This is a genomic window from Nocardioides sp. L-11A (genome assembly GCA_029961745.1).
Lineage (GTDB): Bacteria > Actinomycetota > Actinomycetes > Propionibacteriales > Nocardioidaceae > Nocardioides.
The window spans coordinates 4,224,257-4,245,229 of record CP124680.1 but is presented as its reverse complement, the minus strand read 5'-3'; the positions used below and the strand labels follow the sequence as shown (position 1 = coordinate 4,245,229).

At 72.7% G+C, this 20,973-nt stretch carries 20 protein-coding genes and 1 riboswitch; of the genes, 9 read left to right on the top strand and 11 right to left on the bottom strand.

The annotated features are described in order from the left end of the window. Position 1 precedes the first annotated feature (1 nt). Entirely contained in the window at positions 2 to 1,051 is a 1,050-nt protein-coding gene (locus tag QJ852_20445) for a hypothetical protein (protein ID WGX95511.1), read from the bottom strand. A gap of 54 nt (positions 1,052 to 1,105) precedes the next feature. Further along, the gene (locus tag QJ852_20440; protein WGX95510.1) at positions 1,106 to 2,272 is read right to left on the bottom strand and encodes a peptidoglycan DD-metalloendopeptidase family protein; all 1,167 of its coding nucleotides are present in this window, start codon (positions 2,270 to 2,272) and stop codon (positions 1,106 to 1,108) included. Positions 2,273 to 2,648: 376 nt separating this feature from the next. Here QJ852_20440 and sucC point away from each other — a divergent pair, with 376 nt between their 5' ends. Continuing rightward, complete coding sequence (gene sucC / locus QJ852_20435) at positions 2,649 to 3,830, top strand: ADP-forming succinate--CoA ligase subunit beta (GenBank protein ID WGX95509.1); 1,182 nt, start codon at positions 2,649 to 2,651, stop codon at positions 3,828 to 3,830. Between the two features lie 17 nt (positions 3,831 to 3,847). Then, positions 3,848 to 4,744, top strand: a complete 897-nt coding sequence (sucD, locus tag QJ852_20430) for a succinate--CoA ligase subunit alpha (GenBank protein WGX95508.1) — start codon at positions 3,848 to 3,850, stop codon at positions 4,742 to 4,744. A gap of 75 nt (positions 4,745 to 4,819) precedes the next feature. On the opposite strand, the gene QJ852_20425 is transcribed toward sucD, so the two are convergent. From QJ852_20425 to QJ852_20410, 4 genes are all read right to left on the bottom strand, one after another. Beyond that, positions 4,820 to 4,984 (bottom strand): hypothetical protein, encoded by a 165-nt coding sequence (locus QJ852_20425; GenBank protein WGX95507.1) that lies wholly within the window; start codon positions 4,982 to 4,984, stop codon positions 4,820 to 4,822. A 59-nt stretch (positions 4,985 to 5,043) separates the two neighbouring features. After that, on the bottom strand, positions 5,044 to 6,465 hold the full coding sequence (locus QJ852_20420) for a hypothetical protein (protein ID WGX95506.1): 1,422 nt from the start codon (positions 6,463 to 6,465) through the stop codon (positions 5,044 to 5,046). Continuing rightward, on the bottom strand, positions 6,458 to 6,967 hold the full coding sequence (locus tag QJ852_20415) for a SigE family RNA polymerase sigma factor (GenBank protein WGX95505.1): 510 nt from the start codon (positions 6,965 to 6,967) through the stop codon (positions 6,458 to 6,460). Before QJ852_20415 ends, QJ852_20420 begins: the two co-directional genes overlap by 8 nt. Before the next feature lie 103 nt (positions 6,968 to 7,070). Next, a complete protein-coding gene (locus QJ852_20410) occupies positions 7,071 to 9,023 on the bottom strand; it encodes a hypothetical protein (protein ID WGX95504.1) in 1,953 nt (650 codons plus the stop codon). 141 nt (positions 9,024 to 9,164) lie between these two features. On the opposite strand from QJ852_20410, the gene QJ852_20405 reads away from it, so the two are divergent. The 6 genes from QJ852_20405 (at position 9,165) to QJ852_20380 (ending at position 16,016) form a co-directional block, all read left to right on the top strand. Beyond that, entirely contained in the window at positions 9,165 to 10,709 is a 1,545-nt protein-coding gene (locus QJ852_20405; protein ID WGX95503.1) for a sulfatase, read from the top strand. A 63-nt stretch (positions 10,710 to 10,772) separates the two neighbouring features. Beyond that, positions 10,773 to 12,092 (top strand): DUF6350 family protein, encoded by a 1,320-nt coding sequence (locus QJ852_20400; protein WGX95502.1) that lies wholly within the window; start codon positions 10,773 to 10,775, stop codon positions 12,090 to 12,092. 26 nt (positions 12,093 to 12,118) lie between these two features. Continuing rightward, positions 12,119 to 12,733, top strand: coding sequence for a phosphoribosylglycinamide formyltransferase (gene purN / locus QJ852_20395; protein ID WGX95501.1), 615 nt, complete (start codon positions 12,119 to 12,121; stop codon positions 12,731 to 12,733). Between the two features lie 12 nt (positions 12,734 to 12,745). Continuing rightward, positions 12,746 to 12,821: riboswitch (ZMP/ZTP riboswitch) on the top strand. Positions 12,822 to 12,857: 36 nt separating this feature from the next. Continuing rightward, a complete protein-coding gene (gene purH / locus QJ852_20390) occupies positions 12,858 to 14,459 on the top strand; it encodes a bifunctional phosphoribosylaminoimidazolecarboxamide formyltransferase/IMP cyclohydrolase (protein WGX95500.1) in 1,602 nt (533 codons plus the stop codon). 316 nt (positions 14,460 to 14,775) lie between these two features. Further along, a complete protein-coding gene (locus QJ852_20385) occupies positions 14,776 to 15,663 on the top strand; it encodes a bifunctional methylenetetrahydrofolate dehydrogenase/methenyltetrahydrofolate cyclohydrolase (GenBank protein WGX95499.1) in 888 nt (295 codons plus the stop codon). 17 nt (positions 15,664 to 15,680) lie between these two features. Beyond that, positions 15,681 to 16,016 (top strand): DUF3017 domain-containing protein, encoded by a 336-nt coding sequence (locus QJ852_20380; GenBank protein ID WGX95498.1) that lies wholly within the window; start codon positions 15,681 to 15,683, stop codon positions 16,014 to 16,016. Between the two features lie 70 nt (positions 16,017 to 16,086). On the opposite strand, the gene QJ852_20375 is transcribed toward QJ852_20380, so the two are convergent. After that, positions 16,087 to 17,073, bottom strand: a complete 987-nt coding sequence (locus tag QJ852_20375; protein WGX95497.1) for a malate dehydrogenase — start codon at positions 17,071 to 17,073, stop codon at positions 16,087 to 16,089. 94 nt (positions 17,074 to 17,167) lie between these two features. On the opposite strand from QJ852_20375, the gene QJ852_20370 reads away from it, so the two are divergent. Next, a complete protein-coding gene (locus QJ852_20370) occupies positions 17,168 to 17,830 on the top strand; it encodes a hypothetical protein (GenBank protein ID WGX95496.1) in 663 nt (220 codons plus the stop codon). Here QJ852_20370 and QJ852_20365 read toward each other — a convergent pair. From QJ852_20365 to QJ852_20350, 4 genes are all read right to left on the bottom strand, one after another. Next, entirely contained in the window at positions 17,827 to 18,852 is a 1,026-nt protein-coding gene (locus QJ852_20365; protein WGX95495.1) for a 1-acyl-sn-glycerol-3-phosphate acyltransferase, read from the bottom strand. The two genes, QJ852_20370 and QJ852_20365, sit on opposite strands and share 4 nt — an antisense overlap. Further along, positions 18,849 to 19,250 carry a patatin-like phospholipase family protein gene (locus QJ852_20360; GenBank protein ID WGX95494.1) on the bottom strand — a complete coding sequence of 134 codons (402 nt, stop codon included), beginning with the start codon at positions 19,248 to 19,250 and terminating at the stop codon, positions 18,849 to 18,851. Before QJ852_20360 ends, QJ852_20365 begins: the two co-directional genes overlap by 4 nt. Beyond that, complete coding sequence (locus QJ852_20355; protein ID WGX95493.1) at positions 19,195 to 19,674, bottom strand: patatin-like phospholipase family protein; 480 nt, start codon at positions 19,672 to 19,674, stop codon at positions 19,195 to 19,197. Before QJ852_20355 ends, QJ852_20360 begins: the two co-directional genes overlap by 56 nt. A 134-nt stretch (positions 19,675 to 19,808) precedes the next feature. Further along, complete coding sequence (locus QJ852_20350; GenBank protein ID WGX95492.1) at positions 19,809 to 20,912, bottom strand: MIP family channel protein; 1,104 nt, start codon at positions 20,910 to 20,912, stop codon at positions 19,809 to 19,811. Positions 20,913 to 20,973: the final 61 nt, after the last annotated feature.

Below are 20,973 nucleotides of genomic sequence, written 5' to 3'. Positions count from 1 at the left end.
GTCAGCCGATCTTCTCGAGTGACCTGACGCGTCGCTGGAGTTGGTGCGCGTAAGCGGAGTTCAAGTGATCCTCCAGCCGTGGACCGAACGCCAGCGCCGCGGCCAGGGTCACTGTGACCCAGATCGAGGTGTAGTTGGTCGTCGCTGTGGCAATCAGGGCCAAGGCCCAGAGGGGAACGAAGAGCAGGACGATGCCGACGCTCAAACCCGAGACCCGGCGACCGACCCTGACCTGCTCCACCTTGCGCCTGACCCGCCAACTCCACGTGGCGAGGATGAGCGCGGTGAGGATGGCGTCGACGACAGCGAGATTGCCGACCCATCGATCCCAATGGTCCACGCCCGCAACCAGGTCGGCCGCGACCATGGGGAGGAGAACGACGGGTGCCGCGAGTAGACCGATCCGCCAAGGAAAGGTGCGACGACGGTTGGGTGGATACCGTGCAGTCCGGTCGATGCTGTCGTACCAGGCCTGACGTACCCGCTCGGTCCCTAGATGGGTCCGCCAAGCCCGGTGTTGCGATGCCTCGATCCGCTCCTCGGCGGATGCGGCCAGGCCGGCGAGCAGGAGGCCAGATAGTGCAGCCGTCGCTGCGCCGGCCACGCCGTCGGCAGTGCTCCAGTCTGATGCGAAGGCGGCCAGCCAACACGCGATCGATCCGACCAGGCAGGCGGCCAGTGCAAGGCCATCAAGCATCAGCCGGTTGACGATCGCCGGGCCGCGCGCCCGGTCCCTCTCCATGGCGGTCAGCACGGTCGCGACGAACAGGGTGATCAGAGCGGCCGATGTCCCGAGGGCGATCGCGATGGTCGCCGTCGATGAAAGAGACCACGCGGGGACGTCTTCGGACGAATAGGAGAACATCGTGCGGTCGGCGCGCGCATCCTCGTCCAGCAACCACACATAGCGCACCGACGAGATGAGGAACGCCACTAGGCAGGCAATCATGGGTGTGCCGATGACGGCGACCCACGTCGCCGCCCACCGGCGCTTCAGAGCGCGGTCCAACTCGACGAGGTCGGCGTCGGTCAATGGCCCTGCGTCGGTCACCCGGTCATCCTCGCCGAGCGCCTCGGACGGCGCTGGAGAACGATGATGCTGAAGCTACGGCGTGATGCCGTGCTGGCGCAGCGCGGCGTCGGGGTCGACCGGGTCGCCACCGCCGGGGCGGACCTCCAGGTGGAGGTGCGGGCCGGTGACGTTGCCGGTGCTGCCGACGTACCCGAGCAGGTCGCCGGTGCGGACGGTGTCGCCGGCGGAGACGTTGAAGGCGCTCTGGTGGCAGAACCAGAGCTCGGTGCCGTCCTCGAGGGTGAGCACCGTCTTGTTGCCGTAGGCGCCGTCGTAGCCGGCGGAGGTGACCGTGCCGTTGGTGATGGCGCGGATCGGGGTGCCGCTGGGGGCGGCGAAGTCGAGGCCGGTGTGGTAGCTGGACCACAGGCCGTACTCGCCGAAGGTGGCGGTCAGGCGGTAGCTGGCGAGTGGCAGCATCCACTTGTTCAGCACGATCTCGGCGGACATCTTCTCGGCGTCGGCGGCCAGGCTGGTGAGAGCGGTGTTCCGCTTGGCGGCGGAGCGCTCCGCCTCGGCGACGATGTCGGAGCCGGCGGCCTGGGCGATCGCGTCGCGATCGGAGTCGCGGCTCACGGTCTGCGCGCGGTCGCCGACCGCGGCGCTGCCGAAGGAGCCGGTGAGGGCGTTGGGGGAGGTGAGGCGGTCGGTCGCGGAGGCCAGCTGCGGGTCGGCCGAGGCGACGACGCCGCCGACCGCGACCGCGATCGTGGCGACCCCGACGGCGACGGGCAGTGTGGGCAGGCCGCGGAACAGCGGGCCGCGGGCACCGGCGTGCCGGACGGCGCGACGCTTGCCGGCGGGCTGGATCGCGCGCAGCGTCGTCGAGGAGTCGGACAGGCCGTCGGCCAGCGGGATGTCGCGCAGCGCGGGGAGCTCGACGGTGGGCATCCGGTCGAGGGTGCGTGCGGGGGTCACCGCCTCGACAGCCAGGGTCGGCTCGCTGATCGTGGCCGCCGGCTCGACGACCGGACGGGCGACGGGGACGACGGGCGCGATCGTGGCGGCCGGCAGGACCGGGGCGGGTGTCGCAGCCGGCTCGGCAACCCGGGCGACCCGCTTGCCGACGTACGTCGAGGGGGTCTCCTCGGTGACGCGGCGCGCGGCGCGCTTGCCGACGTAGCCGGGAGAGCTGGGGGAGGGGGAGCCGAGGGTCGTTTCCGGGCGCGGCGCGGTGTGGTCCGCTCGGTGGTTACCCATCGACTGCTGACTCCTTGGGGGGACGTTCGTGCAGGCGCATCTCACCTTGGTGTCCGGCCGGCGACGCCCCGAGCAGACCCCGGCCGAGGTGGCTGTCGGGTGACAGCCGGGTGAAACGTGCGTGCCGACGATAGCCGATGCCGGCACGGCCTCGAAATCGTACGTCCCGCCCCTGGGGATACGCAGGAGAACGCCGCAACCGGTGTCCACCGCCGCGACGCCCTCTCCGGACATGCCACGGCGAGCGCGTGAGCCCGGTCACGTCGGGACCCGTGAGCGGCTCGCGGACTCGTCCTACTCGTGGGTCAGGACTATCGTGCCCGGGGGTGTGCCGCTGTGCGCACCGAACCTCTGACCAAGACGTGAGGACGTATCAGTGGACCTGATGGAGTACCAAGCGAAGGAGCTCTTCGCTAAGCACGGCGTGGCCACCACCCTCGGCACGGTCGTCGAGACCGCCGAGGAGGCGCGGGCGGCGGCGGAGCAGATCGGCGGGGTGACCGTCATCAAGGCGCAGGTCAAGGCCGGCGGTCGCGGCAAGGCCGGCGGCGTCAAGCTCGCCAAGACGGCCGACGAGGCCTTCGAGCACGCCTCCAACATCCTCGGCATGGAGATCAAGGGCCTGACGGTCAACCGCGTCCTGGTCACCCCGGCCACCCCGCCGGAGGAGGAGTACTACTTCTCGTTCCTGCTGGACCGGTCCAACCGCCAGTACCTCTGCATCGCGTCGGTCGAGGGTGGTGTCGAGATCGAGGAGGTCGCGAAGACCAACCCCGACGCCGTCAAGAAGATCGGCATCGACCCGGGCCAGGGCGTCGACGCGGCCAAGGCTCGCGAGATCGCCACCGAGGCGAAGTTCCCCGAGCCCGTCTTCGAGCAGGCCGTGAAGATGATCGAGGACCTCTACAAGGTCTTCGTCGAAGAGGACGCCACCCTCGTCGAGGTCAACCCGCTCGCCCGCCTCGCCGGCGACAAGCTCGAGGCGCTCGACGGCAAGGTGTCGCTCGACGACAACGCCTCCGAGGTCCGCCACCCCGACCACGAGGAGTTCGAGATCCGCGAGGAGGCCGACCCGCTCGAGGCGAAGGCCAAGGACCTCGGTCTCAACTACGTCAAGCTCGACGGCCAGGTCGGCATCATCGGCAACGGCGCGGGTCTCGTGATGAGCACCCTCGACGTCGTCGCGTACGCCGGCGAGAACCACGGCGGCGTCAAGCCCGCCAACTTCCTCGACATTGGTGGCGGCGCCAACGCGCAGGTCATGGCCAACGGCCTCGACGTGATCCTCAACGACGAGCAGGTCAAGTCGGTCTTCGTCAACGTCTTCGGCGGCATCACCGCATGCGACGAGGTCGCCAACGGGATCAAGGGCGCCCTCGAGCTCCTCGGCGACAAGGCCACCAAGCCGCTGGTCGTCCGCCTCGACGGCAACAATGTCGAGCAGGGTCGCGCGATCCTCAACGAGCTGAACCACCCGCTCGTGACCCAGGTCGACACCATGGACGGCGCGGCCGACAAGGCCGCCGAGCTTGCCCACACCAGCGGCACGGTCGCCTGAGATAGAGAGCAGAGAACATGAGCATCTACCTCAACAAGGACAGCAGGATCATCGTCCAGGGCATCACCGGCGGCATGGGTGCCAAGCACACCGCCCTGATGCTCGACTCCGGCGCGACCATCGTCGGCGGCGTCAACTCGCGCAAGGCCGGCACCACGGTCACCCACAAGGACGCCAGCGGCGCCGACGTGGAGCTGCCCGTCTTCGGTACCGTCGCGGAGGCGATGAAGGAGACCGGCGCCAACGTGTCGGTGCTCTTCGTCCCGCCGGCGTTCACCAAGGACGCCGCGATCGAGGCCATCGACGCGGAGATGCCGCTGATCGTGGTCATCACCGAGGGCGTCCCGGTCCAGGACACGGCCGAGGTCTGGTCCTACCTGCAGGGTAAGTCCACGCGGATGATCGGCCCGAACTGCCCCGGCATCATCACGCCGGGCGAGTCGCTGGCCGGCATCACGCCGCACACCATCGCGGGCAAGGGCCCGGTCGGTCTCGTGTCGAAGTCGGGCACGCTGACCTACCAGATGATGTACGAGCTGCGTGACTTCGGCTTCTCGACCGCCATCGGCATCGGCGGCGACCCGATCGTCGGCACGACGCACATCGACGCGCTCCAGGCCTTCGAGGAGGACCCGGAGACCAAGGTGATCGTGATGATCGGCGAGATCGGCGGCGACGCCGAGGAGCGGGCTGCCGACTACATCAAGGCCAACATCACCAAGCCGGTCGTCGGCTACGTCGCGGGCTTCACCGCCCCCGAGGGTAAGACCATGGGTCACGCCGGCGCCATCGTGTCCGGCTCCGCGGGCACCGCCCAGGCGAAGAAGGACGCGCTCGAGGCCGTCGGCGTCAAGGTCGGCAAGACGCCGTCCGAGACCGCCGCGCTGGCCCGGGAGATCCTCCAGGCGCTCTGAGTCGCTGAGCGACACGAAGGCCCGCCATCCCCCCGAGGGATGGCGGGCCTTCGTACGTCGTGGGCGGTCGCAGCCCTAGAACCTCGGTGTGGTCGAGTGGGGCGCGCGCCAGGTCTCGACCTCGGCCTTGGTCGCCTGGTGGGCGCGCTCGATCGCCGCGGCCTGGCGGCCGTGGCGGCTGGCCCAGGTCCACAGGGCGCCCGCGGCGACGACGACGGCGATCACGATCAACCAGGTCATGGGCCGATGATGCGCCACCGCGGAGGTTTCGGCAAGGCCTCTTCCTGAGACGGGCCGGCTCAGCAGCCGGCATCGGCGAAGGCGCACATCGCCTCGACGACCTGCGCGGCGTCCGCCGTGATCGCGTCGACGACCTCCTGCTCGCGGCCCTGGGGGTTGCCCGCGTGGCCGCCGCGGGTCTCGAGGAGCACCGCCCGCCCGACCCGGACGACGAGCGTCGTGTCGCCGAAGGGAGTGGGTCCACCGGCGGTCTGCTGCCAGCCCAGCACGGCCTGGGCCTCGTCGCCCGTCGCCACCTCCCGGACCTCCCAGCGCTGGGTCGTGCCGTCCTCCTCGACCGGTCCCTCCGGGCAGTTGCGGTAGACCCGGAGGAACGCCGCGACGGCGTCGACCGCGTCGTCCTCGGTCGGGTACGTCGTGAGCTGGCGGTTGCGGACGTCCTCGACGTCGACCCACTGGGCGGAGAGCCGGTCGGACCGCGGCGGGCTCGGCGGCACCACGCCGCAGGCCGGCAGCACGATCGGGTCGAGCCCGCGCAGGGGTCCGGTGAGGGGCTCCTGGCTGTCGCTGCCGGTCGCCGGCCAGCCCGCGGCCAGCGGGAACTCGTCGGCGATCCTGGTGCCGGGCACCGTCGTGGGGTCGAAGGGCTCCTCGGAGCCCGGCTGGAGCCGGTCGGCCGCCACCGGCAGCATCCGCTCGACGGGCGTCCCGTCGACGAAGTCGTAGTCCTGGCCGACGATCACCGCGTCGAGGACGGCGATCCGGCTGCCGACCCGGACGATGCCGGTCTCGCCGAGATAGGCCTCCTGGCCGCTGGGGTCGATGTCCTCCGCCGGACCGGCCTGGATGTCGGTGACCTGTGCCTCGCTGTCCTCCAGGCCGACGTCGACCGGACGTGGCCCGAAGCCGCGGGGCACGGAGCCGGGAGCGGGGTCGGCGCAGTTCGCGATGAACCGGGCGATCGCGTCGTAGGCGGCCGACGCGCTGGCGACGTCCGGGAACTGGCCGATCGACTCGCGGAAGCCGTCGCCCTCGACGGCGATGGACGGCTCCAGGGTGTTGCGGAGCTCGAAGTCGCGCCACCGCGTGGAGGTCGCGCCGAAGTCGGAGAGGTTCTTGCGCTCGCAGAACCGGAACGCCGCGGTCCCGTCCTCAGGAGCGATCTGGAACCAGTCGGCTCCGTCGCTGTGGACGGTGTCGTCGTCGGTCAGCAGGTCGTGCTCGCCGAGCGGGGCGGCGGGGTCCCTGGTGACCAGGTCCCGGTCGCCGCCGTCGCCGCCGAGCGCGAGGATCGGGGTGAGGACGGCGGCGACCGCGAGGGCGGCGCCGCCCATGACGAGCGCCGTACGCCGGTGGCGGATCTGGTCGCCACGGCGGCGCACGTCGGCGGCAGCGAGCGGCATGTCTCCTCCTGCGCGTCCGAGATCGGCCCGGAACCGCGTGAGGTCGTCGATGGGGTCGTGTCCCGACTGGTCAGGCATGGGTCGCGCCTCCTCCCGTGAGGCCGGGCTCCTCGGTGAGGAGGGCGGCGAGCGCCGCCCGCCCCCGGCTCAGCCGGGCCTTGATCGTTCCCTCCGGTACGCCGACCTCGGCCGCGACCTGCTGGACCGGGAGATCGGCGATGTGGTGGAGGACCAGCGCCTGGCGCTGGGCCTCGGGCAGCCGGCGCAGCGCGGCGACGAGCGCCACGTGGGACTCGTCGACCGCGGCGGCGACGCCGTGGTGCTGCAGTGCCCGATCGGGGGACCGCTCGCCGCGCTTGCGGCGACGCCAGCGGCTCACGGCGAGCCGGTAGGCGGTGGTGCGGACCCACGCCTCGGGGTGGTCGGCGCGGTTCAGCCGGCGCCGGTGCGCCCAGGCCCGGGCGAAGGCCTCCTGCGTGCAGTCGGTGGCCTCGTCCAGGTCGCCGATCATCGCGTAGACCTGTCCGGCCACCCGGCGGAACGAGGCCGCGTAGAACTCGTCGAACTCGTGCGCGTCCACGCCGACCTCCTCTCGTGTCGTTCCGCTCGTGCGGACTCTCGAGGGGGATACGCCGGAGGGCCGTGCCCGGTTGCACGGGATCCGGAGGAAGTTCTGTCTTCCGTCAGCTCGGATCGTACGGAGCGGCGCGGGCCAGCCGTTCGAGGGCGCGCTGGGCCACGGCGACGAAGTCCTCGTTGGCGATGCGCGCCTTGGGGGAGGCCACATAGGCCAGGACCGAGACGGCCGTGCCCTGACGCAGCACGGCGACGTCGTACTCGACGGTCCGGTCGCCGGGCAGTGCCGTGCTGAGCCGCCAGGCGGTGAGTGCCTGCTTGCCCTGGTCGGTGGCGACGAGCTCCTCGACCTCGGTGCCGGCGGTGGCGTCGAGGTCCGGGCAGGCGGCCATCTGCTCGCGGAAGCGGGTGACGAAGCCGCCGGCCGCCGGACCGGGCAGGGCGCCGACGGTCTGGGTGAGGCCGACCTGCGGCGGCAGCTTGGCCCCGCTGAACACGAAGGTCCGGAACTCGTTGGCCTGGAAGGCCCGGTTGCGGAACTTGCCGTACAGGTGCACCGTGTCGCAGCCGATCGCGCCGACGTCGATCCGGTCCTCGGTCAGCTTGGCCGCCGGGGTGCCGACCCAGGGGCCCGGGTCGGGCGTGATCGGCGGGAGATCGATCTCCGAGAGCATCCACGGCGTCGACCCGGCCGGGTACGCCGCCCGCGGGGTCGGCTTCGGGTTCGGGTCCGCGCAGGCGCCCGCATCGGGCAGCGTGCACAGCCGGCCGACCGCGGTGGCCAGCAGGCGGGCGACGCCGGCCCGGTTGGCCCTGGCCGGCGGCGTGGTGGTGCTCAGCGCGGTCACCGTCGTGAGCAGGCCGGTGCGGGCGACGCCGACGACATGGGTCGTCGCGTCGGTGCGGGAGCGGAGCACGAACAGCGCGGACTGGTCGCCGACGCCGGGCAGGTCGGCGGTGCTGACCAGCTGCACCCGCGGCACGGTGGACTCGTCCTCGTCGGGCGAGGGACAGGTCGCGAACCAGCGCCGGGTGTGCCGGTAGGTGCGTGCGGCGCGCTCCTCGGAGGAGGACGCCTCGGCGACCTGGACGACACTGCGCGGGCTCTGGGCCTTGGAGCCGTCGCGGAAGGTGCGGACCCAGGCGGCGGTGCCCTGCGGGTCGGCGTACCGGGTCGGCTGGCAGGGGAGCACCAGGCCGTTGCCGGAGGAGTTGTCGGTGGTGGTGCCCTGGGTCCAGCCGCGACCGGTCACGGCCTGCTGGACGGCGTCGACCGGGACCAAGGTGGTGTCGGGCAGGGTGCTGATCGCCGGTCCGGCGGGGGCCGGGCCGGTCGCGGCCGGCGGGGCCTCGCGGTCGAGGGTCGGCCGGACGCCGGCGCTGTCGGTGGCCACGGCGCCGCCCGCGACGAGGGCGACCACGGCTGCGGCGCCGCCGATCACGGTGTGCGCGCGCCGCCGGGCCGCGCCGGCGCGGCGGATGATCGTCACCCGCGGCCAGGTCACCGAGCGGATCGCGTCGGAGAGCGCGTTGAGCGCGAGGGGGATCGCGGAGGTGGGGATCGCCAGGGCGGTGGCGAACTGCGCGGCACCCTGCTGCAGCTCCCGCTCGGCGGCCTCGGCCGGCAGCCCGATCTCCTGGGCCATCTCCTCCATGGTGACCGCGGCGAGCTGGGTCAGCAGCAGCGCCTTGCGCTGGACCACCGGCAGCGCGCCGAGCGCGTCGAGCGTGCGGCGGGTCTCCTCGTCGAGGTCCTTCTTGCGGTGCCACGGGCGGGTGCTGCTGCGCCGCAGCGCCTTGCGCCAGGCATCGGGACGGACGGCGGACTCGGGATCGGCGAGCCGGCCGGTCTTGCGCCAGTGGTGCCAGGACACGACGAACGCCTCCCGGACCGCGCCGCGGGCGACGGCCAGGTCGCCGGTGAGGGCGAAGGTCTGCAGCAGCAGCCGGTCGCGGGCGTCGCGGTAGAAGGAGTCGAAGCTGCTCATCAGGTCCGCGCTGCTGACGTAGGCGGACCGGTGCGGCTCGGTGCTGGGGGTCACCTGGTCCTCTGCGGTCATGGCCGCACCACCGTACGCCGAGGGTGGTGCCGGCCCCCAAACCGCCCGGCCCGGCATCAGCCGATTCTTCACTATCAGCATCCAGTAACATCACTTGGATCGATCGACAGGGAGATGTCGATCCACGGAGAGGGGTGCGCGGTGGCGCGTGGCAGGAGCGGCGAGCTGCGGGCGTCGCTGGCGCTCAGCGACTGGGCGCTCACCGGGCTCGACGATCCCGCGACGGTGCCCGCGCCGCGGCGCCCGGCGCTGACCCCGACCCCCACGCCGGCCTTCACCCGCACGGTGGAGCGGCCCAACGTGCTGCTGGTCACCGTGGACGACCTGGCCACGATCGACATGCCCTACCTGCCCCGGGTCCGCCGGCTGATGGAGCGGGGCGGCGTCGCCTTCGCCGACGCCCTGGCGCCCACCCCGCTGTGCGCGCCCTCGCGGGCCTCGCTGCTCAGCGGTCAGTACGCCCACAACCACGGGGCGCGCACCGTCAGCGGACTGCAGGGCGGCTACTCCGCGTTCTCCCACCACGACACCCTCGCCACGGCCCTGCAGGGCGCCGGCTACGACACCCTGTTCACCGGCAAGTTCATCAACGGCTACGGCGAGAACGGCACCGCCCACGAGGTCCCCGAGGGCTGGACCGACTGGCGGGCGACGGTCGACCCCTCGACGTACCGCTTCTTCGGGCCGCGGATGAACGTCAACGGTGTCGTCGGGAGATCGAAGGGCTACACCACCGATGTGATGACGGCGCACGCGCAGGAGATGATCAGCGCCGACCGCGACGGCCGCCCCTGGTTCGCCTGGGTCAACTACGTCGCGCCGCACGTCGGCTTCCCCGGCGGCAAGGACGACCCGAAGCGGCTCTTCCCCGGCACGCCGGCCGGCGAGCTCAAGACGACGGTGCCCGCCCCGAAGGACCGCGGCCGCTACCGCAAGGTGCCGCTCCCCCTGGTGCCCAGCTCGTTCCCCGACGGCGACCCGACCGTGCCCGCGCACGCGCCGGCCAACGCCCACCGGTTCGACGCACTGCAGAAGCGGGCGCTGAACATCGTCTACCAGCGGCGGATCGAGGCGGCCCGGGGCCTGGACCGGGCGATGGCCAAGCTGTTCCGCACCCTGCGCCGCACCGGGCAACTGGACCGCACGCTGGTCGTGTTCCACTCCGACAACGGCTACGCCATCGGGCCGCACAACATGAACGGCAAGCGGTTCCACTACGACGAGTCGCTGCGCGTCCCCCTCTACATGCGCGGTCCCGGCCTGCCGCGGGGCGTCGTGGTGCCCACGGCGGTCACGGTGCCCGACCTCACCGCGACCATCCTCGCGGCGACCGGCGTCACCCCGCCCCGACCGCTCGACGGCGTCGACGTGCTGCCCTGGATCGGCGCGCCGCCCCAGGTGCGCGTGGTGCCCATCTCCGCCTGGATGGGACGGGGCGAGGAGCGCCGGGCCCGGCGCGTCTACTCCGGCGTCCGCGTCGGCACCTGGACCTATGTCGAATACCGCCGCGGTGGCGCCGAGCTCTACGACCGCAGCCGCGACCCCTACGAGATCCAGAACCTCGCCGACGACCCCGCCCACGCACCGGTGCGCGCCGCGCTCGCCTCGCTCAACGCGCGCTACCGCGCCAGCGGCGGGGCGAGCGCACCGAACCAGCTGTACGCCGCCGAGCAGCTGGTCCGCTGAGACGCCTGGATCTCGGCGTGGCAGCCCGGTCCGGCCGCTCATCCGCGTGAAGATGGACGGACCATGACGTCGCTGCAGAGCCCACCGGCACGCCGTACCGGACCCGGACGCTCCGGGTCCGCCTCGGACGCCGACCTGCGCCGCCAGCTGGCCACCACCCGCCCGCTGGTGCCGACCGCCGGCATCGGCGGCGTGATCGCGGCGGGGGCCCCGCTGCTGGTCTGCATGGCCGTGGCCGTCGTCGGCTGGTTCCTCACCGACGCCGGCGGGGAGGGCGCCCCGAGCGGCGCGCTGCGGGTCGGCGCCCACGGCTGGCTGATGGCCCACGGCTCGACGGTCGCCGTCGAGGGCATCCGGATCACCGCGATGCCGCTCGGGCTCACCCTGCTGTGCGCCTGGGTGGTCTGGCGGGTCGGCCACCGGGTCGGCGAGTCGGTCTCCGGCCACGGCCCCGACGCCGACCGGATCGCCGACGGCGCGCGCGACCTCACCGTCCCGTACGCCGCCGGGCTGTTCACCGTCACCTACGCGGTCGTCGGGGTCCTCGCCGCCTCGGTCGCGGCCACCGCGGCGTCCGGCCCGGACCCGGCCCGGGTCGTGCTCTGGTCGGTCCTGCTCGGTCTCGGCGTCGGGGGACCGGCGATCGCCTTCGGCTCGGGGCGTGCGGCGATCTGGCTGCCCGTCGTCCCCCCAGCCGTGCGCGACGTCGCCCTCGTCGCTCGCCGGATCCTCACCCGCTGGGCGCTGATCTGCCTGGTCGCCCTCGTGGCCGCGCTGGTCCTGGACTTCTCCACGGCCGCCAACGTCGTCTCGCAGCTGCACGCCGACGCCGGTGCGGTGCTGCTGATGGTCGCGCTGACCCTGCTCCTGCTGCCCAACGCCCTCCTCTTCGGCAGCGCCTACCTCCTCGGCCCCGGCTTCACCGTCGGCACCGGCACGACCGTGTCGACGACCGCGGTCGTGCTCGGGCCGCTGCCGATGTTCCCGCTGCTCGCCGCGCTGCCCGACCAGGGCAACCAGCCGTGGTGGACCGACTGGCTGATGCTCGCGCCCGTCCTGCTCGCCGCGCTGGTCGCCGGACAGGTGCAGCGAGACCGACCCGTGCTCGCCTGGGACCGGGCCGCGATCCGCGGCTGCGCCGGCGGCATCACGGCGGGCGTGGCGCTCGCGGCCCTGACCGTGTTCGCCGGCGGCGCCGTCGGCCCCGGCCGGATGCAGGACGTCGGGCCCTACACCTTCGACGTGCTACTGCACGCGATCACGTCGTTCGGCATCGGCGGGGTGGCCGGCGCGCTGGTCGTGTGCTGGTGGCAGCGCGACAGCGACGGCCGGGTCCGCGGGGCGCTGCGCGCCGTCCGTGCCCGGCTGCCGCGTCGTTCCTGAGCGCCGGGACGCCCTAGAATCCCGGCGTGCCCGCTCGCCCTCGTCTCGTCGTCCTCGTGTCGGGCTCCGGCACCAACCTGCAGGCGCTGATCGACGCCTGTGCCGACCCGGCGTACGGCGCCCGCGTGGTCGCGGTCGGCGCCGACCGCGAGGACATCGAGGGCCTGGCCCGCGCGGAGCGCGCCGGCATCCCCACCTTCGTCGCGAAGGTCGGCGACTACAGCAGTCGGGGCTACTGGGACCGCGCCCTGGCCGACAAGGTGGCCGCCTTCGAGCCCGACCTGGTCGTGCTCGCCGGATTCATGAAGCTGGTGGGGGAGAAGTTCCTGGACCGCTTCGGCGGCCTGACCGTCAACACCCACCCGGCGCTGTCGCCGTCGTTCCCGGGGATGCGTGGCCCGGCGGAGGCGCTGGAGTACGGCGTGAAGGTCACCGGTGCGACGCTCTTCGTCGTCGACGCCGGGGTCGACACCGGCGCGATCGTGGCCCAGACCGTCGTCCCGGTGGAGGACGACGACGACGTCGAGAGCCTGCACGAGCGGATCAAGGTCGCCGAGCGGGCGATGCTCGTCGAGTCGGTCGGCCGGATGGCCCGGGAGGGGTTCACGGTCGACGGCCGGCGGGTTCGGCTGGGAGGCTGAACCTCACCTAGACTGACGCCACACGACTGGCGCAGGTGGGCCACCACCAGGGAGTGACGAGTCGGCATCGACCGCCTGGGTGCCCTCATCGAGATCGACCGACCGATCCCATGAGGAGACAACCATGACCGACCGGATCCAGATCAAGCGCGCACTGGTCTCCGTCTTCGACAAGACCGGCCTGGACGACCTCGTCCGCGGCCTGCACGAGGCCGGCGTCGAGCTGGTGTCCACGGGCGGCTCGGCCGCCCTCATCGAGTCGCTCGGCCTGTCCGTGACCAGGGTCGAGGACCTGACCGGCTTCCCGGAGTGCCTCGACGGCCGGGTCAAGACGCTGCACCCACGGGTGCACGCCGGCATCCTCGCCGACCGGCGCCTGCCCGACCATGTCGCGCAGCTCGCGGAGCTCGAGGTCGCCCCCTTCGACCTGGTCGTGGTCAACCTCTACCCCTTCGCCGCCACCGTCGCCTCCGGCGCCGGCATCGACGACTGCATCGAGAAGATCGACATCGGCGGCCCCTCGATGGTGCGCGCTGCCGCGAAGAACCACCCGTCCGTCGCCATCGTCACCGACGGCGCCGACTACGCCGCGGCCCTCGCCGCGGCGCAGGCCGGCGGCTTCACCTACGACGAGCGCAAGGCGCTGGCCGCCAAGGCGTTCGTGCACACCGCCACCTACGACGTCCAGGTCGCCTCCTGGATGGGCTCGGTCCTCACCGACTCCTCGGTCGAGGACGGGGCGAGCACCGGCTTCCCGGCCTGGATCGGCGGCACCTGGGACAAGGCGGCCGTGCTCCGCTACGGCGAGAACCCGCACCAGCCCGCCGCGCTCTACCGCTCCGGCTACGTCGATGCCGGCAACGGAGGCCTGGCGGCGGCCGAGCAGCTGCACGGCAAGGAGATGTCCTACAACAACTACGTCGACACCGACGCGGCCCGCCGCGCGGCGTACGACCACGGCGACCTGCCGACCGTGGCGATCATCAAGCACGCCAACCCCTGCGGCATCGCGGTCGGCGCCGATGTCGCCGGGGCCCACCGCCGTGCCCACGAGTGCGACCCGGTCTCGGCCTTCGGCGGAGTGATCGCCACCAACGTCCCCGTCTCGGTCGAGATGGCCCGCCAGGTCGCCGAGATCTTCACCGAGGTCATCGTCGCGCCCGGATACGACGACGGCGCGGTCGAGGTGCTGCAGGGCAAGAAGAACATCCGCATCCTGGTCGCCGAGCCGCTGGCGCCCGGCGGCGTGGAGACCCGCCCGATCAGTGGCGGGCTGCTGATGCAGCACACGGACCGGTTCCAGGCCGAGGGCGACGACCCCGCGAACTGGACGCTGGCGACCGGCGAGGCCGCCGACGACGCCACCCTCGCCGACCTCGCCTTCGCCTGGCGCTCGGTCCGCGCGGCCAAGTCCAATGCGATCCTGCTGGCCAAGGACGGCGGCGCGGTCGGCATCGGCATGGGCCAGGTCAACCGGGTCGACTCCTGCCGGCTGGCGGTCGAGCGCGCCAACACCCTGGTCGAGGGGCAGGAGCGGGCCCGCGGCTCGGTCGCGGCGTCCGACGCGTTCTTCCCGTTCGCCGACGGTCCGGGCATCCTCATCGACGCCGGCGTGAAGGCGATCGTGCAGCCGGGCGGCTCGGTGCGCGACGAGGAGACCATCGCGGCCTGCCGGGCGGCCGGGGTGACCATGTACTTCACCGGCACCCGCCACTTCTTCCACTAAGTCGATGGCGCGAGCGTGTCGCCTGTCGGCGAGAGCCGCACGGGCGCTCGCTGCGCTCGGCCCGCGGACCCTCGCCGACGCGGCTTCGCCGCGGGCGACACGCTGCCGCGCGCGGTTGGCTTGGGCGGATGGTGACGTGTGCGTGGCGGCAAGACAGACGGCTCGCGGAATGACTGTCGCGCCCCTCCGCTCCGTCGCTCGGCGTTCCCCACGACAGCCGGTGCGCTCCGTCGGCGTCGCTTCCCGCGATGACCGCCACGCATGCTCGCCAGCCGCGGCCCGCGTCTGCTGAAACCCCATCTGGAAGGATCATCCCGTGACTGCACGAAAGCTGGACGGCAACGCGACGGCGGCCGCGATCAAGGACGAGCTCCGCCTCCGGATCGAGAAGCTGCGTGAGCAGGGGATCACCCCCGGCCTCGGCACGGTGCTGGTGGGCGACGACCCCGGCTCGCGCTGGTACGTCAACGGCAAGCACAAGGACTGCGCCGAGGTCGGCATCGCCTCGATCCGGGTCGACCTGCCCGAGGTCGCCACCCAGGAGGAGATCGAGGAGGCGGTGGCCGGCCTCAACGCCGACCCCGACTGCACCGGCTACATCGTCCAGCTCCCGCTGCCGCGCGGTCGCGACGAGAACCGGGTCCTCGGGCTGATCGACCCGGCCAAGGACGCCGACGGCCTGCACCCGACCAACCTCGGGTGGCTGGTCCTCGGCAACGAGGCGCCGCTGCCGTGCACGCCGTACGGCATCGTCGAGCTGCTGCGCCGCCACGACGTACCGATCGCGGGGGCCGAGGTGGTCGTGGTCGGGCGGGGCATCACCGTCGGCCGCCCGCTCGGGCTGCTGCTCACCCGGCGCAGCGAGAACGCCACCGTCACGCTGTGCCACACCGGCACCGTCGACTTGGCCGCCCATGTGCGCAAGGCCGACATCGTCGTCGCGGCGGCCGGCGTGCCCGGCATCGTCACCGGCGACATGGTCAAGCCGGGCGCGGCCGTCCTCGACGTCGGGGTGAGCCGGGTCGACGGCAAGATCGCCGGCGACGTGGCCGCCGACGTTTGGGAGACCGCGGGCTGGGTGTCCCCGAACCCCGGCGGCGTGGGCCCGATGACCCGCGCGATGCTCCTCGCCAACGTGGTGTCGATGGCCGAGAAGGCAGCATCGACCATGGGGGAAGCGCTCACCAGGAAGGCAGCGCGCTGAGCGAGGAGACCCCGGAGGTGCCCGAGAGCACCGAGAGCACCGAGAGCCGTGACGCGGCGGAGGCCGCCGACCAGGAGCCGCGCCGGTACCCCTCGACGATCGGGGGCGCCTGCTATATCGCGGTGCTGCTCGTGGTCGGTGCCGGGCTGGTCGTCGCGGCAGCCTCGGACTGGCGGGTCGGCCTGCGGATCGTCTCCGGTGGCCTGGCGGTGGCCGGCGTGCTGCGCCTGGTGCTGCCGGAGCGGGACGCCGGCATGCTGGCGGTGCGCCACCGGCTCCTCGACGTCGCGATCCTGGTGGCCGTCGCGGCCGTGCTCGTCCTGCTTGCCGGGACGATCCCGGAACAGAGCTGACCGGCCGGCACCGGCCGGGTACGACGAAGGGCCGGTGCGCTGCACCGGCCCTTCGTCGTACGCGGGTGGGTCAGATGAGGCCCAGCTCGGTGACCGCGGCCTTCTCGTCGGCGAGCTCGGCGACGGACGCGTCGATCCTGCCGCGCGAGAAGTCGTCGATCTCGAGGCCCTGGACGATGCTCCAGTCGCCGTTCGAGGTGGTGACCGGGAACGAGGAGACCAGGCCCTCGGGGACGCCGTAGGAGCCGTCGGAGACGACCGCCATCGAGACCCAGTCGCCGGCCGGGGTGCCGCTCAGCCAGTCACGGGCGGCGTCGCAGGTCGCCGAGGCGGCGGAGGCGGCGGAGGAGGCGCCCCGCGCGTCGATGATGGCGGCGCCGCGCTTGGCGACGGTGGGGATGAAGGTGTCGGCGATCCAGGCCTGGTCCGCGACGACCTCGGCAGCGTTCTTGCCGGCGATCTCGGCGTGGAAGATGTCGGGGTACTGAGTGGCCGAGTGGTTGCCCCAGATCGTCATCTTCGTGATGTCGGTGACGGCGGCGCCGGTCTTGGCGGCCAGCTGCGAGATCGCCCGGTTGTGGTCGAGGCGGGTCAGCGCCGAGAACCGGTCGTTGGGGATGTCGGGTGCGTTGCTCGCGGCGATCAGCGCGTTGGTGTTGGCCGGGTTGCCGGTCACGCCGATGCGCACGTCGTCGGCGGCCACCTTGTTGAGCGCCTTGCCCTGGGCGGTGAAGATCGCGCCGTTGGCGGAGAGCAGGTCGCCACGCTCCATGCCGGGGCCGCGCGGGCGCGCGCCGACGAGGAGGGCGAGGTTGACGCCGTCGAAGATCTTCTCCGGGTCGGCACCGATCTCGACACCGGCGAGGTTCGGGAACGCGCAGTCGTCGAGCTCCATGACGACGCCCTCGAGCGCCTTGAGCGCGGGCTCGATCTCGAGCAGGCGCAGCTCGACGGGACGGTCGCCGGCGATCGCGCCACTGGCGATGCGGAAGAGCAGGCTGTAGCCGATCTGGCCGGCCGCGCCGGTCACGGCCACCTTGAGCGGGGTGGTGCTCACTGGGTCTCCTTCAAGGAACTCGATGGACTCCCGCGACGCTAGCAGCGCCCGGCCCGGCGCGGGCATCCGGGCGCTCCTGCGAGACGATGGCGCCATGCGGACACGTGTCCCCGCCGCGATCGCGGCCGGCCTCCTGGCGCTCACCGGCGCCCTCACCGCCTGCGGCTCCGGGTCCGCGCCCAGCCCGCCGTCGGGTGTCGACGGGCTGGTCGTCCCGACGCCGGACCCCGAGCCGGCCGACTTCGTCGCCGCGATCGACAACCCCTGGCTCCCGCTGGCGCCCGGCACCCGCTGGGAGTACGCCGACGAGGCGACCGGGCAGCCGGCGCTGGTCCTGACCGTCGAGGCCGGACCCGAGGTCGCCGGCATCGCCACGACGACCCTGGTCCGTACGCCGGCCGAGGGCGCCGAGGTCCGCGACCACTACGCGCAGGACCGGGCCGGCAACGTGTGGTGGCTGGGTCGCGTCGGCGCCTGGCAGGCCGGTGTCTCCGGTGCGCAGGCGGGCCTGGCCATGCCGGCCCGGCCGCGCTTCGGCGACGGCTTCCGCACGGCGCTCGCGCCCGGCGCGTCCGAGGTCGCCACCGTCCGGGCGCTGGGCGAGGAGGTCACGGTGCCGCTGGCGACGTACGACCGCACCCTCGAGCTCGAGGTCGCGGACGCCGCGGGGGAGAGCCGCACCGAGGTCTACGCGCGGGGCGTGGGCCTGGTCCGGACGGACAGGCTGGCGCTGGTCGGCGTCGAGGAGCCCCGCTAGCGCCGCGACCGGGCCAGGTCCTGCGGCTGGTTCTCGGCGATCCAGGCGTCGATGCGGCCCCACCAGTCGAACAGCCACGCGATCCGTTCGGCGCGGTCGACCGGGATCTCGGTCCGCGGCACGCGCCACCAGCCCATCAGGAGCCGTTTGTCCATCGGCAGCTCGTGCCACAGGCTGCCGAGGGTGTCCAAGTGGTCCAGGCCGGTGTGCGCGACGAGCAGCACGTCGGCGGTCGGCGCGGCGTCGAGCGCGGCGAGGACGCCGCCGGGCTGCGGAGCGAGGACGTGGGCCATCGCCTCGGCCTGCAGCGCCATGGCTTCGCGGCCCGAGCCACGCAGCCGGTCGATCGCGCGGCTGCGGCGGCCCGGGGTGAAGTTGCCGCCCTCGGGGAAGATCACGAAGGCGTCGTTCTCGTCGAGGTTGCTGGCGAGCTCGCCGATCTCCGCCACCAGGTCGCGTCCCCGGCCCTTGGCGATGAAGGTGCTCGGCAGCCGCGACAGCATCACGCCCAGCGCCGGGTCCCAGGCCAGCATCGCCTTCAGCACGATCCTCGGCTCGCGGTGGTACCAGTGCATGAGCGCGTACATGATCGAGAACGAGTCGCCGACCCCGGCGTGCCGGCAGAACACGAGCAGGGGCTGGCCGGGGAACGCGTCGGGGGTGGGGCCGACGGTCTCGATCTTCAGCCGCAGCACGCGCCGGGCCTCCCGGAAGAACACCACGAGGTACCACCGCACCAGGCGGTAGTGGGCGCGCTCGAACCACGGCCGGCGCAGCAGGAGCCCGCAGCCCGACCCGACCCACAGCCCGAACGCCGCGACGAGGACCAGGGACTCCAGGGTCACGTGCAGCACGGCGATCCACAGCAGCCGGACCGGTCGCAGCCAGCCGGGGACGAACGCCGACATCACCCCGGCCACGACCAGCGTCACAGGCAGGGTCGCCCACAGCCACAGGGCCAGCAGGATGGTCAGCGGGGCGACCACGAACCGCTGGAGGGCCCACGCGGTCGTGGGGCTCATCGGGACTGCTCGTCGAGATGGGCGGCGCTGGCGGCGTACGCCGCATCGACCCTGCGGAGCACGGCCGAGGCGTCGCGGTAGGACGTCACCCGGTCGTCGGACTCGGTGACCGCCGACGGCAGCAGGTGGACCCGTACGCCGGGCGGGAGCTGGCTCATCTCGCGATGGAAGCGGTGTCGGCGCGCGATCTCGAAGGACACCCGAGCAACCTCCCACGGGCGGCGCGGCGGCGACAGGGGACGCTCGATCCGGCCGACCTGCAGCACGTAGATCCGCTCCGCGCCGAGCTCGACGGCGCGCCCCACCGGAACCGAGTTGACGATGCCGCCGTCGAGGAAGTGCTCACCGTCGATCTCGGCGGGCGGCAGCAGGCCGGGGACGGCCGCGGACGCGATCACCGCCGGCACGACCGGCCCGTGGGGTGAACCAGTGCTCGGCCGCCCGTTCGATACTGGCCGCGCAGCACTGGAAGGTGATCGGCAGGTCGGCGAAGGTGAGCTCGCCGAAGAGTGCCTCCAGCCGGTCGCGCAAGGCTCGCGACGAGTGCAGGTGGGTGCCCGTGCGGACCGCCCGGCCCAGTTGTTTCCACGCCGGGTCGGCGTACACGTCGTTGCTCTCGGCCACGTCGCGCCACAGGTCCAGCAGCCGGGGGACGCACGCTGCCGTGGGATCGGCGGCGACGACCAGGCCGTTGAGCGCGCCGACCGACGTGCCCACCACGAGGTCGGGGACGATCTCGCGCTCGAACAGCGCGCGGAGCATCCCCACCTCGACGGCACCCAGCAGGCCGCCGCCGCCCAGGACGAACGCGGTGCGTGCCATCGGACGTCCCCCTGTCCGGCCTGGTAACACGTCGTCCACCCGACTGGTCGCCGGCTCTCAGCGGAGTTCGCCCCGATGCGGGGCTCCCTGCGCTGACGACCGCCGGGTGGTCGGGTGGACGGCGTGTTACTGCGTCACTGCGGCGGGCGGACCTGGGTCTGGTCGCTCGACGGGGGAGCCCACCCGCCCTGCTGGGGCGCCTGGGGCGCCTGCGGGGCCTGGGGCGCCTGCGGATCGGGGGCGGGGGCGGCCGGGGCGGCCGGGGCGGCCGGCTGCTGCTGGGCCGGGATCCACTGCTGGGCGGCGGGGTCCCACTGCCAGCCGTCCTGGATGATCGGCTGTGCCTGCTGGGCCTGCGGCTGCTGGGCGTAGCCCTGCTGCTGGTAGCCCTGCTGACCGAAGCCCTGCTGCTGGTTCCACTGCTGGGTGAAGGCCGGGTCGGAGGAGCCGCCGGCGCCGAAGTTCAGCCCGGAGCCGGCCACCGGGTCGGCGCCGTGGCCGAAGACCAGCGGGTAGAGCAGGCCGGCGACCGCGCCGCCGACGAGCGGGGCGACGATGAAGAGCCAGAGCTGGACGATCGCGTCGCTGCCGGAGAAGAAGGCCACGCCGATGGACCGGGCCGGGTTGACCGACGTACCGGTCGCGGGGATGGCCACGAAGTGGATCGCCGCCAGGGTCAGGCCGATCGTCAGCGGCGCCATGGCCGCGACCGCGCGGTTGCGCTCGTCGGTCGTGCCGAGGATGACCGTGACGAAGATGAAGGTCAGGATGATCTCGATGAGCAGGGCGCCGAGCAGCTCGACGCCGCCGTGGTCGCCGAAGCCGTTGGAGCCGAGCGGCTCGCCGAAGTCCCACCCGAAGTCGCTGGAGACCGCCGTCAGCGCGAGCAGCAGGCCGCCGACGAGGCCGCCGACGATCTGCGCGACGCTGTAGAGGCCGGCGTCCTTCCACGAGATCCGGCCGCCGAGCGCGGCACCCACGGAGACGGCGGGGTTGAAGTGACCGCCCGAGACCCGCCCGAAGGTGTAGGCCATCGCCACGATCGCGATGCCGAACGACAGGCCGATGGAGGTGATGGCGAACAGGCCGGAGAGCCCGGTCGTGTCGCTCGCGGCGTTGCTGAAGATGACCACGGAGCCACACCCGATGAACACGAGGACCGCCGTGCCGAGGGCCTCGGCGGCGATCTTCTGGATCAGGGTGGACGGTGCGGGTGCTTCCACTGCTGTGTCAGTCATGGACGTGACCTTCTCCTCGGTAGGACTCCCGAAAACCAGCCGGGTTACACAGGCCAGCCTA